General features: G+C 71.5%; 9 protein-coding genes and 1 pseudogene. 7 read left to right on the top strand and 3 right to left on the bottom strand.

Going from position 1 to position 17,254, the window contains the following annotated elements:
* Nucleotides 1-39: 39 nt before the first annotated feature.
* The gene (gene mce, locus ACZ3II_RS00820; protein ID WP_465515539.1) at nt 40-516 is read right to left on the bottom strand and encodes a methylmalonyl-CoA epimerase; all 477 of its coding nucleotides are present in this window, start codon (nt 514-516) and stop codon (nt 40-42) included.
* 94 nt (nt 517-610) lie between these two features.
* On the opposite strand from mce, the gene ACZ3II_RS00815 reads away from it, so the two are divergent.
* Together ACZ3II_RS00815 and meaB are read left to right on the top strand one after the other, a co-directional pair.
* Nucleotides 611-1,795 carry an acetyl-CoA C-acetyltransferase gene (locus tag ACZ3II_RS00815; RefSeq protein WP_465515538.1) on the top strand — a complete coding sequence of 395 codons (1,185 nt, stop codon included), beginning with the start codon at nt 611-613 and terminating at the stop codon, nt 1,793-1,795.
* A complete protein-coding gene (gene meaB, locus ACZ3II_RS00810; RefSeq protein WP_465515537.1) occupies nt 1,792-2,757 on the top strand; it encodes a methylmalonyl Co-A mutase-associated GTPase MeaB in 966 nt (321 codons plus the stop codon). Before ACZ3II_RS00815 ends, meaB begins: the two co-directional genes overlap by 4 nt.
* A gap of 60 nt (nt 2,758-2,817) precedes the next feature.
* Here the strand turns inward: meaB and ACZ3II_RS00805 are convergent, their stop codons facing one another.
* Nucleotides 2,818-3,399: a PadR family transcriptional regulator gene (locus ACZ3II_RS00805; protein WP_465515536.1), complete on the bottom strand. Its 582-nt coding sequence runs from the start codon at nt 3,397-3,399 to the stop codon at nt 2,818-2,820.
* A 56-nt stretch (nt 3,400-3,455) separates the two neighbouring features.
* Between ACZ3II_RS00805 and ACZ3II_RS00800 the strand changes: the two genes are divergently transcribed.
* The 4 genes and pseudogenes from ACZ3II_RS00800 to ACZ3II_RS00785 all read left to right on the top strand — a co-directional run.
* A complete protein-coding gene (locus ACZ3II_RS00800; protein ID WP_465515535.1) occupies nt 3,456-4,649 on the top strand; it encodes an FAD-dependent oxidoreductase in 1,194 nt (397 codons plus the stop codon).
* 31 nt (nt 4,650-4,680) lie between these two features.
* Entirely contained in the window at nt 4,681-6,354 is a 1,674-nt protein-coding gene (locus ACZ3II_RS00795) for an acyl-CoA mutase large subunit family protein (RefSeq protein ID WP_465515534.1), read from the top strand.
* 109 nt (nt 6,355-6,463) lie between these two features.
* Nucleotides 6,464-7,393 (top strand): tetratricopeptide repeat protein, encoded by a 930-nt coding sequence (locus ACZ3II_RS00790; RefSeq protein WP_465515533.1) that lies wholly within the window; start codon nt 6,464-6,466, stop codon nt 7,391-7,393.
* Nucleotides 7,394-7,410: 17 nt separating this feature from the next.
* A pseudogene (locus ACZ3II_RS00785) lies at nt 7,411-8,314 on the top strand (arginase family protein); the annotation flags it as partial.
* Between the two features lie 1,711 nt (nt 8,315-10,025).
* Here the strand turns inward: ACZ3II_RS00785 and ACZ3II_RS00780 are convergent.
* Nucleotides 10,026-11,933, bottom strand: a complete 1,908-nt coding sequence (locus tag ACZ3II_RS00780; protein ID WP_465515532.1) for a penicillin-binding transpeptidase domain-containing protein — start codon at nt 11,931-11,933, stop codon at nt 10,026-10,028.
* A 165-nt stretch (nt 11,934-12,098) separates the two neighbouring features.
* Between ACZ3II_RS00780 and ACZ3II_RS00775 the strand changes: the two genes are divergently transcribed.
* On the top strand, nt 12,099-16,967 hold the full coding sequence (locus tag ACZ3II_RS00775; protein WP_465515531.1) for an NAD-glutamate dehydrogenase: 4,869 nt from the start codon (nt 12,099-12,101) through the stop codon (nt 16,965-16,967).
* Nucleotides 16,968-17,254 lie beyond the last annotated feature (287 nt).

The raw sequence follows: 17,254 nt of genomic DNA, 5'->3' as shown, positions 1-17,254 counted from the left end.
CCCGATCCTGCCAGGCGACCGGGGCCACGTCAGGTCGAATCACCCGACCGGGTTACCCCCGCCGGCCGGCTCCACCAGCTCCACCAGCACGCCCCCGGCGTCCTTGGGGTGCACGAAGTTGATCCGGGACCCGGCCGTGCCACGTTTCGGGGCGTCGTAGAGCAGACGGAGACCGCGGGCCCGCAGCGCGTCCGCGGCCGCCTCGACGTCGGGCACCGTGTAGGCGAGCTGCTGCAGACCGGGCCCGCTGCGGCCGATGAACTTCGCGATCGCCGAGTCCGGCCGGGACGGCGCCAGCAACTGCAGCCGGGGGCCGTCGCCGACCGCCAGCATGGCCTCCCGGACGCCCTGCTCCTCGTTGATCTCCTGGTGGACACAGTGGAAGCCGAAGGTGTCGGCGTAGAACCGGATCGCCTCGTCCAGATCGGGGACGGCGATTCCGACGTGGTCGATGCGTTGCACGCCGGGGAATGTGACATTCTCGGCCGGTCCCGCGCTCGGTGTGTCGACAGTCATGCGGTTAGTCTCGGACCTGAGCCATCGTTAAGGCTAGGCCCCACCTCCCCCGGGCTTCCCCAACGGCCCGGTCATCGCAGATCGGATCAGGACTGTGACCAGCACCGTCATCGTCAGCGGCGCCCGGACCCCGATGGGGCGCCTGCTGGGCAACCTCAAACACCTGCCGGCGACCGCCCTCGGAGGCCACGCCATCGCCGGCGCGCTGAGCCGGGCCGGTGTCGATCCCGCCCGCGTGCAGTACGTGATCATGGGCCAGGTGCTCCAGGCCGGCTGCGGCCAGATCCCGGCCCGGCAGGCGGCGGTCGCGGCCGGCATCCCGATGACCACCCCGGCCCTCACCGTCAACAAGGTGTGCCTGTCCGGCATCGACGCGATCGCCCTGGCGGACCAGCTGATCCGGGCCGGCGAGTTCGACATCGTGGTGGCCGGCGGCATGGAGTCGATGACCAATGCCCCGCATCTGCTGACCGACCAGCGCCAGGGCCGTAAGTTCGGGGACGTGCTGGTGCGTGACCACACCGCGTTGGACGGCCTGATCGACCCGTGGGCCGGGATCTCGATGGGCGAGTCCACCGAGGCCTCCGGCGTGTCGCTGGGCATCAGCCGGGAGCAGCAGGACGCCTTCGCCGCCGCCAGCCACCAGCGGGCCGCCGCGGCGCAGCGCGAGGGCCGGTTCGCCGAGGAGATCGTCGCGGTCCCGGCGGGCGGGCGCGAGCCGGGCCAGGTGGTCGACGGCGACGAGGGCGTACGCCCCGGGACCACCACCGAGTCGCTGGCCAGGCTCCGGCCGGCCTTCACCCCGGACGGCACGATCACCGCGGCCAGCTCCTCGCCGATCTCCGACGGCGCGGCAGCGGTACTGGTGATGAGCCGGGCGAAGGCCGAGGAGCTGGGCCTGACCTGGCTCGCCGAGATCGTCTCGCACGGCAACGTGGCCGGCCCGGACAGCTCGCTGCAGTCGCAGCCCGCCAACGCGATCCGGCACGCGCTGGACAAGGCCGGGCTGTCGGTGGACGATCTCGACCTGATCGAGATCAACGAGGCCTTCGCCCAGGTGGTCATCCAGTCCACCCGCGAGCTCAAGGTGGACGAGGGGATCGTCAACGTGAACGGTGGCGCCATCGCGCTCGGCCACCCGATCGGGATGTCCGGCGCCCGGCTGGTGCTGACGCTCGCTCTGGAGCTGAAGCGGCGCGGCGGCGGCCTCGGCGCGGCCGGCCTCTGCGGCGGCGGCGGCCAGGGCGACGCGCTGATCATCAAGGTTCCCGCCGAGTGACGAGCAGGCGGAGCCGTGACGTGCCCTCTCTGGTCGCGAAGGCCAGGGAGGGTGACGCGCGCTCCGTGGCCCGGCTGATCAGCCTGGTGGAGAACGGGGATCCGGCGCTGCCCGAGGTGGCCGCCGCGATGGCCCCGTACGCCGGCCGGGCCCAGGTCGTCGGTCTCACCGGGGCGCCCGGCGTCGGCAAGTCCACCACCACCAACGAGCTGGTCCGGGCGCTGCGCGAGCGCGGCGACCGGGTCGGGGTGCTGGCCGTCGACCCGTCCAGCCCGTTCACCGGCGGGGCGATCCTCGGCGACCGGATCCGCATGCAGGACCACAGCGCCGACTCCGGCGTCTACATCCGGTCGATGTCCAGCCGGGGGCAGCTGGGCGGGCTGTCCGCGGCGACCCCGCAGGCGGTCCGGGTGCTGGAGGGCGCCGGCTGCGACGTGATCCTGGTCGAGACGGTCGGGGTGGGCCAGGCCGAGGTGGAGATCGCCTCGCTCGCCGACACCACGCTGGTGCTGCTCGCGCCCGGGATGGGCGACGCGATCCAGGCGGTCAAGGCGGGCGTCCTGGAGATCGCCGACGTCTTCGTGATCAACAAGGCGGACCGGCCCGGCGCCGACGCCACCTATCGCGACATCCAGGGCATGCTGGCGCTCGGCGAGCGGGGGCCGGGGGAGTGGCGCCCGCAGGTGGTGCGGTCGGTCGCGGCCAAGGGCGAGGGCGTCGACGACGTGGTGGCCGCGATCGGCAAGCACCGCGACTGGCTGGAGAGCACGGACGGGCTGCGGGAGCGCCGGGAGCACCGGGCGGCCACCGAGATCTCGGCCCTGGCGCTGGGCGCCTTGCGGGCCCGGATCGGGGACCTCAGCGGGGGTACGGCACTGCCGGATCTCGCGGCTCGCGTCGCCACGGGAGAGCTTGATCCGTACGCCGCAGCCGACGCTCTCCTGACAGCCCTGGGTCGCTGACTTTCCGCGTGTGGAGTTCGGGCGCGCATGACGGCCGAAATCCACACGCTGTCGGGGTTGTCAGCCGAACCGGGCCAAGGTCGCGTCGATCAGCGCGCGGTCCCAGGTCAGGCTGCCGTCGCCGAGGTCGGTGACGAGGGCGTTCAGCCAGTCGATCTCGGCGCGCAGCATGGCCGCCCGGTATTCGTCCTCGATCAGGAAGAGCCGCGGCAGCCCCGGCGGCGCCTGTGCCGCGATGGCGGCCACCCGCTCGGTCAACTGCTCCACCCGCCGTTGCAGCAGTTCGCGGGTCTCGGCCGGGCTGAGGGTGGGGAGGAAGGCGAGGGCCACCGGGAACTCCGGGAACTCGCGGGCCGGCTCCGGCAGCATCTCCAGCAGCCAGCGGCGCAGGGTGGCCGCGCCCTCCTCGGTGATCTCGTAGACGGTCCGCTCCGGCCGCCCGCCCTCGCGCACGGTCTGCCCGGCGCGCGCCAGTCCGTCCCGGACGAGGCGGTCGAGCGCCTGGTAGACGCTGTTGCGCTGGGCCACGTTGACCAGTTGGTCCTGCCCGCGTTCCTTGATCACCTGCAGCATCCGGTACGGGTGCATCGGGCTCTCCACCAGCAGTGCCAGCAGCAGCGTCGCAAGTGGGGACCGCTTCATGCCAAGCAGCCTACGGTCCCTTGACGCCGCATAGTCATTTTATGGATAGTCATGTTATGACTAAAACAGCTGCCGTGATCGGTGGTGGCGTCGCCGGCACCGCCGCGGCCATCGCCCTGCAGAGCGCCGGGTTCGACCCGGTCGTCCACGAGCGGACCGGGGACGGCGTCGCCGACGAGCGGGGCGCCTTCCTCACCGTCGCGGTCAACGGGCTGCGCGCCCTCCGCTCGCTCGGCCTGGATCCTGCGACGGTGCTGGCCGACGGTTTCCCCACGCACTCCATGGCGCTGCACGGGCGGGACGGCCGGTTCCTCGTCACGTTGCCCCTGGGCGGTCCCGACGCGGATGGCGTCGTCACCACCACCATCCGCCGGTCCCGGCTCCACGCGGCCCTGCGCGGTGCGGCGGCGGCCCGGGGCATCCCCGTCCTCCACGGTTCGGCCCTGGTCCGGGCGGCGTCCCGGCCGGACGGCGCCGAGGCGGAATTCGCCGACGGGACACGGGTGCGCGCGGACCTGCTCGTCGGGGCGGACGGGCTGCGGTCGCGTACCCGGCAATCGCTCGATCCGGCCGCTCCCGAACCGCACTACCTGGGTTTGCTCAACGCCGGCGGCTTCACCGCCGGCCCGGTTCCGGCGCACCTCGCCCCGCCGCCCGGGGTGATGCGGATGTCGTTCGGCAGGCGCGCGTTCTTCGGCTGGGCGGCCGCGCCGGACGGGTCGGTCTGGTGGTTCGCCAACCCGCCGGGCAAGCGGCCGGCCGGCGCCGGATCGTTCACCCCGGAGTCCTGGCGGGCGCACCTGCTCGGGCTGTTCGACGGCGAGCCGGCCGCCGACCTGATCCGGGCGAGCGACGAGATCGTCGGACCGTGGAACACCGAGGACATGGGCCGGGTGCCGGTCTGGCGGTCCGGCCGGGCGGTCCTCGTCGGCGACGCGGCGCACGCCCTGGCCCCGACCTCGGGGCAGGGCGCGTCGCAGGCGATCGAGGACGCCGTGGTGCTCGGGCACAGCCTGCGTGCGCACCGGGAGATCGAGGACGGGCTGGCGGCGTACGAGAAGGAGCGCCGCCCCCGGGTGGAGAGGGTCGCGGCGTACGGCAGGCGTGGCAACAGCGGCAAGGTGCAGGGCCCGGTCGGCGCGGCGATCCGGGACGCGATGACGCCGCTGCTGTTCCGGTTCCTGATGCGCAAGGGGGATCCGCAGGCGTGGATCCTCGACCACCGCACACCGGCGATTCCGGGGTCTTAGGGATCGTTCAGTTCTGCACTACGATGGCGGGATGGACGCTGCCGAGATCCACGCCGGCCGGGAGCGCTGGCAACGACGCTACGACGCTGCCCGCAAGCGGGACGCCGACTTCACCACGCTCTCGGGCAACACCGTCGACCCGGTCTACGGGCCGCCCGACGGCGCCGATCACCCCGGGTTCGAGCGGATCGGATGGCCGGGCGAATTCCCGTACACCCGCGGTCTCTACCCCACCGGATACCGCGGGCGGACCTGGACGATCCGGCAGTTCGCCGGCTTCGGCAACGCCCGCCAGACCAACCAGCGCTACAAGATGATCCTGGCCGCCGGCGGTGGCGGGCTCAGCGTCGCCTTCGACATGCCGACCCTGATGGGCCGCGACTCCGACGAGCCGGAAGCGCTCGGCGAGGTCGGGCACTGCGGGGTGGCGATCGACTCGGCCGCCGACATGGACGTGCTGTTCGAGGGCATCCCGCTGCAGGACGTCACCACCAGCATGACCATCTCCGGCCCGGCCGTCCCGGTCTTCGTGATGTACCTGGTGGCCGCCGAACGCCAGGGCGCCGACCTGTCGAAGCTCGACGGCACCCTGCAGACCGACATCTTCAAGGAGTACATCGCGCAGAAGGAGTGGCTGTTCGAGCCCGAGCCGCACCTGCGCCTGATCGGCGACCTGATGGAGTACTGCGCGCGGGAGATCCCCAAGTACAAACCGCTGTCGGTCAGCGGCTACCACATCCGGGAGGCCGGCTCGACCGCCGCGCAGGAGCTGGCGTACACGCTCGCCGACGGATTCGGGTACGTCGAACTGGGACTGTCCCGCGGCCTCGACGTGAACACCTTCGCGCCCGGCCTGAGCTTCTTCTTCGACGCGCACGTCGACTTCTTCGAGGAGATCGCCAAGTTCCGGGCGGCCCGCCGGATCTGGGCCCGGCACCTGCGCGACGACTACGGCGCCACCAGCGAGAAAGCACTGTGGCTGAAGTTCCACACGCAGACCGCCGGGGTGTCGCTGACCGCCCAGCAGCCGGTCAACAACGTGGTCCGCACCGCTGTCGAAGCCCTCGCCGCGGTGCTCGGCGGCACCAACTCGCTGCACACCAACGCCCTCGACGAGACGCTCGCGCTGCCCACCGACGAGTCCGCCGAGATCGCCCTGCGCACCCAGCAGGTGATCATGGAGGAGACCGGTGTGGTCAATGTGGCCGACCCGCTCGGCGGCTCGTGGTACGTGGAGGCGCTCACCGACCGGATCGAGGCCGAGGCCGAGGAGATCTTCACCCGGATCCGCGAACTCGGCCACGACGGCAGCATCACCGCCGGCATCCTGCGCGGCATCGAGGACGGCTGGTTCACCGCGCACATCGCCGAGTCCGCCTTCGCGTACCAGCAAGCCCTCGAGAAAGGCGCCAAGCGGGTGGTCGGCGTCAACGCGCACACCGGCACGGTCGCCAAGGAACTGGAGATCCTGCGCGTCTCCCACGAGGTCGAGCAGGAGCAGCGGCGCTCGCTTGCGGCCCGCAAGGCCAACCGCGACGAGGTACGGGTGAAAGCCGCCCTGGAACACCTCATCACCGTCGCCCGCACCGGCGAGAACATGATCCCCGCGATGCTCGACGCCGCCCGCGCCGAAGCCACCCTCGGCGAGATCTGCGGCGTGCTGAAATCAGAGTGGGGGATCTACCGCGAGCCGCCCCGCTTCTGAGCCTTCTCCCGGCTGCCGCCGCCACCCGCCGATCGGGCGCTGTGACGTCCGATATCGGCGGGCTGGTGGCGGCGCGAACAGGCGTGACAGCGTGCGAGACTAGGTAACCATGAGCGACCCACGGACCACTCCGTCGATCTTCACCCGCGGCGCGGTCGATCTCAGCGCGCTGCGCCCCTCGGCACCGGCCAAACCGGCCGCGCCGAGCCGACCCGCCGCCCCGGCCGGCGGTGCACCCGGCGCTGCTCCGGGCTCCATCCCCGGCGTCACCCCGGAGACCGTCATCGACGTCACCGAGGATAACTTCCAGTCCGTCATGGAGCGGTCCCTGACCACTCCGATCCTGCTGGACTTCTGGGCCGACTGGTGCGAGCCCTGCAAGCAGCTCTCGCCGGTGCTGGAGCGCCTCGCCGCGGAGTACGCGGGCGCGTGGGTTCTCGGCAAGCTGAACGTGGACACCAGCCCCCGGCTCGCTCAGGCCTTCCGTGTCCAGGGCATCCCGATGGTCGTCGCGCTGATCGGCGGGCAGCCCGTCGAAGGCTTCACCGGCGTGCTCTCCGAGGCCCAGATCCGGCAGTACATCGACGCCGTCCTCAAGGCCGCCGGCGTCAGCGTGGCCACCCCCGAGGACCCGCGGCTCGACGCCGCCGACGACGCCCTGATGACCGGCGACCTGGACGCGGCCGAGGCGGCGTACAAGAAGATCCTCGCCGAGTCGCCCGCCGACGCGGCCGCCGAATCCGGCCTGGCCCAGGTGGAGCTCTACCGCCGGATCAGCGGCGTCGACCCGTCGGCGGCGCTGGCCAAGGCCGCGGCCGACCCGGAGGACGTCGAGGCCCAGCGGCTCGCCGCCGACATCGAGGTGCTCAGCGGGCAGGCCGACCAGGCGTACGCGCGACTCGTCGCCCTGGTCCGGCGGACCGCCGGCGACGAGCGGGAGGCCGTACGCAAGCACCTGCTGTCGCTGTTCATCGTGGCCGGCCCGGACGACCCCGCGGTCGCCGGCGCCAGACGCGCCCTGGCCAGCGCACTCTTCTAACAGCGAAGGAGGGCGTCGTGCGCCGCATCGCCGTTCTGGACGCACCGTCCAATCTCGGCCTGCGCCCGCCGACCGCGACGTCGGTGCCGGGCTGCGCCAAGGCGCCCGGCGCCCTCCGCGATCAGGGCCTGCTGACCAGGCTCGGCGCCCGCGACGCGGGCTGTCTCACCCCTCCGCGGTACGACCCCGGCGACTGGCGCCCCGGCGACGGCGTGGCCCACGCGGCCGAGATCGCCGCCTACTCCCGCGCGCTCGCCGACCGGATCGGCGCCATCATCGACGGCGGCGAGTTCCCGGTCGTCCTCGGCGGCGACTGCTCCATCCTGATCGGCTCCGGCATCGCCATGCACCGCCTCGGCGACGCCGTCGGCGGCCGCATCGGGCTGGTCTTCGTGGACGGCCACTCCGACTTCCGGCACCCCGGCAACGCCTCCTATGTGGGCGCCGCCGCCGGTGAGGACCTGGCCCTGGTCACCGGCCGCGGCCAGGCCGACCTGGCGGCCATCGAGTCCCGCCGGCCGTACTTCCGCGACATCGACGTGGTCGTCCTCGGCATCCGCGCCCAGGACGAGTACCGTCTCGACCTCCAGGCCGCCGGCATCGTCACCCGGCCCGTCCCCGCCCTGCGTGCCGAAGGCGCGGCCCGCAGCGCGCAGTGGGCCCGCGACCAGCTCGTCGACTGCGCCGGATACTGGGTGCACATGGACGTCGACGTGCTCGACCCGGCGGTGATGCCGGCCGTGGACGCGCCCGACCCGGGCGGCATCGCCTTCCCCGAGCTGGAGATCCTGCTGTCCGGCCTGGTGGAGTCGCCGCACTGCCTCGGCGTCGAGATCACCGTCTTCGACCCCGACTACGACCCCGACGGGCGGTACGCGGCCGAGATCACCTCCGCGGTCGTGAGCGGCCTGTCACCGGTCCGCACCACGACGGCCCGCCCGGACCTGATCGCCGCCCGCCGCGACCTGGCCTCTTCACCCGTCTCTTCGCCCGCCGTCTCCTCGCCCGCGGCCTCTTCTCCTGCCGTCTCCTCGCCTGCGGCCTCTTCACCGGACTCCTCGCCCGCCGTCTCCTCACCAGCGGCCTCTTCACCCTCGGCCTCTTCGCCTATCGCCTTTTCGCGTGCCGCCTCGGTGGCCGACCCGTCGGCTGCGGCATCCGCGGACGTGCAGTCGGCCGTTTCTGGTCAGCCGAACGCCTTCAGTGAGCCTTCTAGCGCCGACGACAGCCGGTTCTCCGCCGCACGGCCCGCCGTGGACGAGCCCGCAGCCGCCGGCTCACCGGTCAGCGCCGAGCCGTCCGGTGGCCTGGATCGTCAGGCCGGCGTCGAGCCGTCCGGCGGCCTGGACCGTCAGGCCGGCGCAGACGATGCGGATGCCGCGGGACGGGCCGCTGCCGGTAGGCCGGGCGCCGTTGATCAGCCGGCTTCTACGGCGCGGCCGGTCGGCTCCGCGTCGCCGAGGGCTTCCGCACGGTGGGCTGACGCGGACTTCGTCCTGGCCGCGACTCTCGGCAGGACAGCGAACGGACTTCGCCCCGGAAATCCCGCCACCGACCGCCACGATCCGGCTCATACCGCCAGCAACCATCGTGGCGCTTCCTCGGACGCGGATCGTCGCGGCGCGTTCTCACACGCCGAGCTTTCTGGCGCCATTTCGCAAGCCGAGCCTGATGACGCCATCGACCGTGCCGCCCTGGACACCACCAGTCACGCCGACGCCATTGATCACCCCGACCTGGACGCCCTTAGTCACGCCGACCCGGATGCCGCCGGTCACGCCGACCTGAACACCGCACCGCGCGCTGACCTGGATGCCGACAGCCATCCCGACCTGGATGCCGTCGGTCACGCCGATCCCGATGCCGTCAACCGTGCCGACTCGGACACCGTCGATCCCGCCGACCTGGACGCCATCGAACGCGCCGAGCCGGATGACGTCATCGATCACGTCGGCCCGGATGACGACGCGCCGCGCGACGAGCGGGATGGCGCCCACGCGCGAGTCGTGCAGATGACCGAAGACGATCAGCCAGAAGACCGGTCGGCTGAGCCCGAGGACCCCGCCGATACCGCGCAGATCGACTCGGAAACCGTCCCTGAGTCAGCCGAAGCCGATGCGGAACGCCCTGCCGACCCGGAACCCCGACCGGCCCGTCCCGACATCCGCCTGCTGACCCGGCCGCTCGGTTCCGCTCCACTGCTCGATTCGGAGCCACTGCCCGCCACCCGCCCCGGAATGCTCCGCCCTCGCCCGCCCGCCGACCCTTCGGCCACGGAGAGCTACGGTTCGCCGGCCGCCGGTGCGGGCCGATTCGGCAACCTCCCACCCGGCGTCGCCTGACCCGGTTCTCCGTCACCACGGAGAGCCACCTGGCCGGCGAAGAGCACCCGGCTCACGGTGTAGATCTTGTCCGGCTGGTTCTCAGGGCTGTCTCGGCACCGCTGAGACAGCCATGAGAACCAGCCGGGGTTGCGGGTGGGCGAGCGCGCGCCGTGGGATTGGTGGGGCGATCGGGCCAGGCGGTGGATCTTGTGTGGCTGGCGCTCAGGGCTGTCTCAGCGGTGCTGAGACGGCCCTGAGCGCCAGCCAGGGGCGAGGGCGTTTGGAGACGGCCGCCAGGGACGGTCGGGTTACTTGTTGAGGGTGGTCAGGAAGCGGGCGACGACGGGGACGGCGGCCTCGGAACCGGCGCCGCCCTTCTGGACCATCACCGCGAAGGCGATGTCGCCCTGGTAGCCGACGAACCAGGAGTGGGTGTCGGCGGAGCCGGTCTGGAATTCGGCGGTGCCGGTCTTGCCGTACACCGGCTGGCCCTTGACCGTGCGCAGCGCCGTGCCGGTACCCGCGGTGACCACCTCGCGCATCATCCCGCGGAGCGCGGTGACCGCTTTCGGGTCGAGAGGCGCCCCGGCGGCGGTGGCGCCGGCGGGCGCCGGGTCGAGCACCAGTTTCGGCGGCTGGAGCTGTCCTTTCGCGACGGCGGCGGTGGCGACGGCCATGGCGAGCGGGCTGACCACGGTGCTGCCCTGGCCGAAGACGGCGGCGGCGAGTTCGGTGGCGGTGCCGCCGTCGGAGACCTGGCCGGAGTACGCGTCGACGCCGAGGTCCCATTTGCCGCCGAGCCCGAGCGCGGCGGACGCCTCCTGGAGCCCGGCCGAGCCGAGTTTCGGGGCGAGGTTGGCGAAGGCGGTGTTGCAGGATTTGGCGAAGTCGATGTGGAACGGGACCTTGCCGAGCGCCTGGTCGTGTGAGTTCTTGAACTCACGGCCATCAACGGTGACCGTTTTTGGACAGTCGACGACGGTGTTGGCGGTTACTCCGGAGCGCGCGAGGAGCCCGTACGCCGAAACCATCTTGAACGTCGACCCCGGCGGGACCTGGCCGGTGAAGGCGGTGTTGACCCCGCCTGGCTCGGGGCCGTTGGCGGCGGCCAGCACGGCGCCGTCGCTGACCCGGACCGCGACCAGCGAGCTGGGCTGCTTCTCGGCGGTGAGCGCGGCGTCGGCGGCGATCTGCACCCGGCTGTCCAGCGTGACCTTGATCGGTTTGCCGTCGACCGGCGGCGCGGTGAAGAGCTTGGCGTCCTCGGTGTCGCCGTCGGCGGCCTCCTTGGCGATCACCACGGTGACGCCGGGGGTGCCGCGCAGCACTGTCTCGTACTTCTGCTGGAGCCCGCCGTGCCCGGTCTGGTCGCCGACGGCCAGGGCGCCGTCGGAGTTGCCGATGTCCTCCTCGGTGGCGGCGTCGACGGTGCCGAGCAGCGCCCGGGCGAATTCGCGGGTGGACGCGAGCTGCCGGGTCTCCTCGCGGAAGACGGTGCCGGGCAGGGGGCGTACCTCCGCCCGGATCTTGTCGTAGACCGACCGCCGGAGGGTGACCAGGTCGAGGAAGGCGCCGGGGTCGGCCTTGTCGACGCGGGCCTTCAGGCCGCTCATGTCGACGTCCGCGTCGACCTTGGCGAACGCGGTGGCGAGCGCCTTCTGCAGGGCCGCGAGGTCCTTGATCTTCTCCGGGCTGACCCCGATGGTGACCACCTTCTGCGGCGACACCAGCGGTTTCCCGGCGGCGTCGACGATCGCGGCGCGCCCGGCGGCGACCCGGCGCAGCCGCAGTTTCTCGCCGCCGGTCAGGTCGGGCTGGACCACTGACGGCTCCCAGACGACCGACCAGCCGTCCAGGTTCGCCTTGGTGGCGCGGACGGCGCTGGCGTAGCTCCACTGGGCACCGCCGGGCAGGGTCCACTTGACGGTGATCGGGGTGGTGGCGTTGTCACCGGTCTCGGCGGTGTCCCCGGATCTGGTGACACTGACCGGCGCGCCGGCGAGGTCGCCGTACAGCGCCTGGATCTGGGTCAGCACCTCGGGCGCGCCGATCTTCTGACCGGCTGCGGTGACGAACCCGACCTTGTCCAGGTTGCCGCCGGCCCAGCCGGTCAGGAACGCCTCGACGGTGTCCTCGGCGGGGTCGGCCGAGCAGCCTGCCAGCCCGCCCGCGGTGAGCAGGAGCAGGGCGGCGAGGCCGGCGGGGGAACGGCGCATGGGTGTCCCTTCCGTGGGGTAGCTGATCGAACGGTAGTAGGGATGTGCCCGTTCCGGCGTCCTGCATCGGCACACCGGGGGTGTGAGGTGTGCCGGGGTGGTAGTTCTAGGCTGTGCTCGACACGTTCGAGCCCACAGTGCCGTGGGTGAGGGGAGCGCCGGACCATGGCTGTCGCCGACGAGGCAGTGACCGACTCTGATCAGACCGTTCTCGACGATGTGCCCAACGCCGAACGGCTGGTGGCGCAGGCGGTCGAGCAAGCGGGAGACGACCACACCACAGCGTCGCTGGTGAGCCGCTTCTGGCGGTTCGCACCCGACGAGGAACTGGTCGGTTACACGCCCGGAGAGATGTTCGCGGCCGCGGCCGACCATCGCGAGCTGGCCCGCAACCGGCTGCCCGGCGAGCTGAAGGTGGCCATCACCGAGCCGACCGGCCCGCAGGCGCACAGCGTGCTGCGGATCGTCACCGACGACATGCCGTTCCTGGTGGACTCGGTGATCGCCCTGCTCAACGCGCACAATCTGCAGGTCTACCTGACCGTGCACCCGCTGATCGTGGTGCGCCGGGAGCCGCTCGGCGCGCTCGCCCAGCTGGAGTCCGACGTCGAGCCGGACGACGCCATCGAGGGCGACCTGGTGGAGAGCTGGATCCGGATCGAGATCGACCCGGTCCGCCGGCCGGAGGCCCGCGAGCAGCTGGTCAACGAGGTGCGGCGGGTGCTCACCGACGTGCGGGACGCGGTGGAGGACTGGCCGCGGATGCGGCAGCGGGCCGTGGTGATCTCCGACGAGCTGGCCGCCGCGCGCGGGTCCGAGCAGGGCCTTCCGGTTCCCGACAAGGACGTCACCGACTCGATCGAGCTGCTGAAGTGGCTGGCCGACGATCACTTCACGTTCCTGGGCTACCGGGAGTACCGGCTGGACGACGGGGTCCTGACCGCGGTCCCGGGCACCGGCCTGGGCATCCTGCGTGGGGCCAGCAAACCGCGCCGGCTCGCCACCGAGATGGCCCCCGAGGTGTACGAGCGGGCCATGGAGCCGCGCCTCCTGGTGATCACCAAGGCGAACTCGCGGGCCACCGTGCACCGTTCGGCGTACCTCGACTACATCAGTGTGAAGTCGTTCGACGAGGCCGGTCAGGTGGTCGGCGAGCGCCGGTTCCTGGGTCTCTTCTCCTCCTCGGCGTACCGGACCAGCGTCCGGGAGCTGCCGGTGGTCAAGCGCAAGGTGCAGGAGGTGCTGGACCGGTCCGGGCTGTCGCCGCGCGGTCACTCCGGCAAGGACCTGCTGCAGATACTGGAGACGTACCCCCGCGACGAGCTCTTCCAGATCAAGACCGACGACCTGTACGAGGCGGTCATCGGCGTGCTCCGGATGGCGGGCCGCCGGCAGTTGCGGCTGTTCCTGCGGCGCGACGGGTACGGCCGGTTCATCTCCTGCCTGATCTACCTGCCCCGGGACCGGTTCACCACCGGCAACCGGCTGCGCATGCAGGAGATCCTGCTGCGCGAGCTGAACGGGATCGGCGTCGACTACACCACCCGGGTGACCGAGCGGATGCTGGCGCGGGTGCACTTCATCGTGCGCACCGACCCGGCGGCGCCGCCCGGCCACCTGGAGCCGAACGAGCTGGCCGAGAAGCTGGCCGACGCGACCCGCATGTGGGACGACGACTTCTCCCTGGTGCTGGAGCGCAAACTCGGCGACGAGCAGGCCCGGCGGCTGTTCCTGCGGTATTCGTCGGCCTATCCGGAGAGCTACAAGAACACCCACACGCCGTACGAGGGCATGCAGGACCTCGCCAAGCTGGAGTTGCTCGACGAGTCCGGGCAGCTCGCCATGCACCTGTTCCGGCGGCGCCGGCTCGGCCCGGACGGCCACCCGGAGCCGGACGAGCGGGACGTCCGCTTCAAGGTCTACCGGTACGGCGAGCCGATGATGCTGTCGGCGGTGCTGCCGGTGCTGCACTCGCTGGGTGTCCGGGTGACCGACGAGCGGCCGTACGAGATCCGCCGCGACGACGGCGTCATCTACCTCTACGACTTCGGTCTGCTGCCGCCGTCCGGCCATCGTGAGCTGGCCGAGGTGCGCCCGCAGGTGGAGAACGCGTTCGCGGCCGCCTGGCGGGGCGAGGCCGAGGTGGACGGGTTCAACGAGCTGGTGCTGCTGGCCGGTCTCACCTGGCGGCAGGTGGTGGTGCTGCGGGCGTACGCGAAGTACCTGCGGCAGACCGGGAACGTCTTCTCCCAGCGGTACCTGGAATCGACCTTCACGGCGTACCCGGAGATCGCGGTCCTGCTGGTGAAGCTCTTCGAGACCCGGTTCTCGCCGGCGTTGCAGGTCGGCGAGACCGAGCGGGCCCGGCGGGCGACCGAGGTCCGGGACCGGATCACCGAGCTGCTGGACCAGGTGGACAGCCTGGATCAGGACCGGATCCTGCGGTCGTACCTGATGCTGATCGAGGCGACCCTGCGGACCAGTTTCTTCCAGCGGGGGAGGGAGGGGCGGCCGAAGTCGTACGTCGCCTTCAAGCTCGATCCGCAAGCGATCCCGGACCTGCCGCAACCCCGGCCGAAGTTCGAGATCTTCGTCTACTCGCCCCGGTTCGAGGGCGTGCACCTGCGGTACGGCGCCGTCGCGCGCGGTGGCCTGCGCTGGTCGGACCGGCGGGAGGACTTCCGCACCGAGATCCTCGGCCTGGTCAAGGCGCAGATGGTGAAGAACTCGGTGATCGTGCCGGTCGGCGCCAAGGGCGGCTTCGTGCTGAAGCAGAAGCCGGGCGACCGGGACGAGGCGGTGGAGTGCTACCGGCGGTTCATCACCGCGCTGCTGGACGTCACCGACAACATCCAGAGCGGCAAGATCATGCCGCCGGAGGACGTGGTCCGGCACGACGGCGACGACCCGTACCTGGTGGTGGCCGCGGACAAGGGCACCGCCACGTTCTCGGACATCGCCAACGAGATCTCGGTCGGCAAGGACTTCTGGATGGGCGACGCGTTCGCCTCCGGCGGGTCGGCCGGCTACGACCACAAGAAGATGGGCATCACCGCCCGCGGCGCGTGGGAGTCGGTCAAGAAGCACTTCCGGGACCTGGGCCTGGACACCCAGACCGAGGACTTCACGGTGGTCGGCGTCGGCGACATGTCCGGTGACGTGTTCGGCAACGGCATGCTGCTGTCGGAGCACATCCGCCTGGTGGCGGCCTTCGACCACCGGCACATCTTCCTGGACCCGGACCCGGACGCGGCGATCTCGTACGCCGAGCGCAGGCGCCTGTTCGAGCTGCCCCGCTCCTCCTGGGACGACTACGACAAGTCCCTGATCAGCTCCGGTGGCGGCGTCTATCCGCGGTCGGCGAAGTCGATCCCGGTCAGTCGTGAGGTCCGGGAACGGCTCGGGCTCGGCGAGGCGGCGGTGATCAGCCCCGGCGACCTGATGCGCGCGATCCTGCGGGCCCCGGTCGACCTGTTCTTCAACGGCGGTATCGGCACCTACGTGAAGGCGGCCTCCGAGTCGCACGCCGAGGTCGGTGACAAGGGCAACGACGCGATCCGGGTCAACGGCGCCGACCTGCGGGTCCGGGTCGTCGGCGAGGGCGGCAACCTGGGCCTGACCCAGCGCGGCCGGATCGAGTTCGCCCGGGCTGGTGGCCGGGTGTTCACCGACTTCATCGACAACTCGGCCGGGGTCGACTGCTCCGACCACGAGGTCAACATCAAGATCCTGCTCGGCGGCGCGGTCGCCGACGGGGAGATGACCCTGCCGGAACGCGACGAGTTGCTGGCCGCCATGACCGACGAGGTCGGCGACATGGTGCTGCGCGACAACTACGAGCAGGCGATGGCGCTCGGCAACGCCCGGTCCCAGGCGCACTCGCTGCTCCCGGTGCACCGGCGCATGCTGAAGGCCCTGGAGGAGCGCGGCGAGCTGAACCGGGAGCTGGAGGCCCTGCCGTCGGACAAGGAACTGGCCGCTCGCTACGAGAACGGGGAGGGGCTGACCGCGCCGGAGTTCGCGGTGCTCCTGGCGTACGTCAAGATCAGTCTGGAGCGTGAGGTGCTCGCCGACGTCCTCGTCGACGAGGCCTGGACCAGCGCGGTCCTGACGGATTACTTCCCGACGCCGCTGCGCGAGCGCTTCGCCGGCCGGATGGCCGGGCACCGGCTGCGGCGGGAGATCATCTCCACGTCGCTGGTGAACGAGGTCGTCAACCGCGGTGGTACGTCGTTCGTGCACCGTGCCATGGAGGAGAGCGGCGCGTCCGCGGCCGACGTGATCCGGGCCTACGTGGTGATTCGCGACGTCTACGGTCTCGATGAGGTCTGGGCGGCCGGCGAGTCCCTCGACAACGAGGTGCCGACCCCCGCGCAGACTTTGGTCTTCCTGGAGACCCGGCGGCTGCTCGACCGGGCGGTGCGCTGGCTGGTCAGCACCCGGCGGTCGCCGATCGACGTGGCCGGTGAGATCGCCAAGCTGCGGCCGGGGGTCGCCGAGCTGCTGCCACGGCTGCCGGAGGTGATGGTCGGGTCCGAGCGCCGGGCCCTGACCGAGCGGATCGAGGAGCTGGTCGGCAAGGGCGTCCCGCAGGATCTGGCCGAGACGGTCAGCCGGGTGTTCTACGGGTTCGGCCTGCTGGACATCCTGGAGACGTCCGCGGCGATCGGGCGGGACCCGGGCGAGGTGTCGTCGGTGTACTTCGTGCTCTCCGAGCGTTTCGGGGTGGACGTGCTGCTCTCGCACATCTCCCGGCTGCCGCGCAACGACCGCTGGCAGACGCTCGCCCGGATGGCGCTGCGCTACGACCTGTACGCCGCGCTGGCCGCCCTGACCGCCGAGGTGCTGCAGTCGACGCCGTCGACTTCCGCGCCGGAGGACCGGGTCTCGGAGTGGGAGCAGGTGAACGCGGCGTCGATCGCGCGGGCGTCCAACGCGATGGGCAACGTGGAGGACTCGCCGGCTGACCTGGCGGCGCTGTCGGTGCTGCTGCGCCAGATCCGAACCCTGGTCAAGACGTCCTCGGCCGCCTGACGGTCCTGGAGCGTGTGTATTTCGGGCGCGTATAGCGGCCGAAATACACACGCGTGATCTTTCAGGTGGTGAGCCGGGCGGCGGCGTGCTGCTCCCGAAGTCACGCCGTGCCCGGCTCACCGTCCGCGTCGCGGTCCTGCTGGTCCCGAGCTGGATTCGCGACGTCCCCAGACCCACCTTCTGGCCATGACGCTACGTGACGGGTGCCCGCTGGGGGAACGGTGCCGGTTGCGGATTGTCCGTTCGGTTAGCCCGATTCGGGCAGAAGTTCCGGTCATTCCCCGACA

The organism is Actinoplanes sp. NPDC019969 (genome assembly GCF_055562375.1).
This window is presented reverse-complemented; position numbering and strand designations above follow the sequence as displayed.

Excerpts from the sequence above, each read along its gene's own strand:
- mce (WP_465515539.1), bottom strand. The coding sequence starts at position 516 with ATGACTGTCGACACACCGAGCGCGGGACCGGCCGAGAATGTCACATTC.
- ACZ3II_RS00800 (WP_465515535.1), top strand. The coding sequence starts at position 3,456 with ATGACTAAAACAGCTGCCGTGATCGGTGGTGGCGTCGCCGGCACCGCC.
- ACZ3II_RS00795 (WP_465515534.1), top strand. The coding sequence starts at position 4,681 with ATGGACGCTGCCGAGATCCACGCCGGCCGGGAGCGCTGGCAACGACGC.
- ACZ3II_RS00780 (WP_465515532.1), bottom strand. The coding sequence starts at position 11,933 with ATGCGCCGTTCCCCCGCCGGCCTCGCCGCCCTGCTCCTGCTCACCGCG.
- ACZ3II_RS00775 (WP_465515531.1), top strand. The coding sequence starts at position 12,099 with ATGGCTGTCGCCGACGAGGCAGTGACCGACTCTGATCAGACCGTTCTC.
- ACZ3II_RS00805 (WP_465515536.1), bottom strand. The coding sequence starts at position 3,399 with ATGAAGCGGTCCCCACTTGCGACGCTGCTGCTGGCACTGCTGGTGGAG.
- ACZ3II_RS00790 (WP_465515533.1), top strand. The coding sequence starts at position 6,464 with ATGAGCGACCCACGGACCACTCCGTCGATCTTCACCCGCGGCGCGGTC.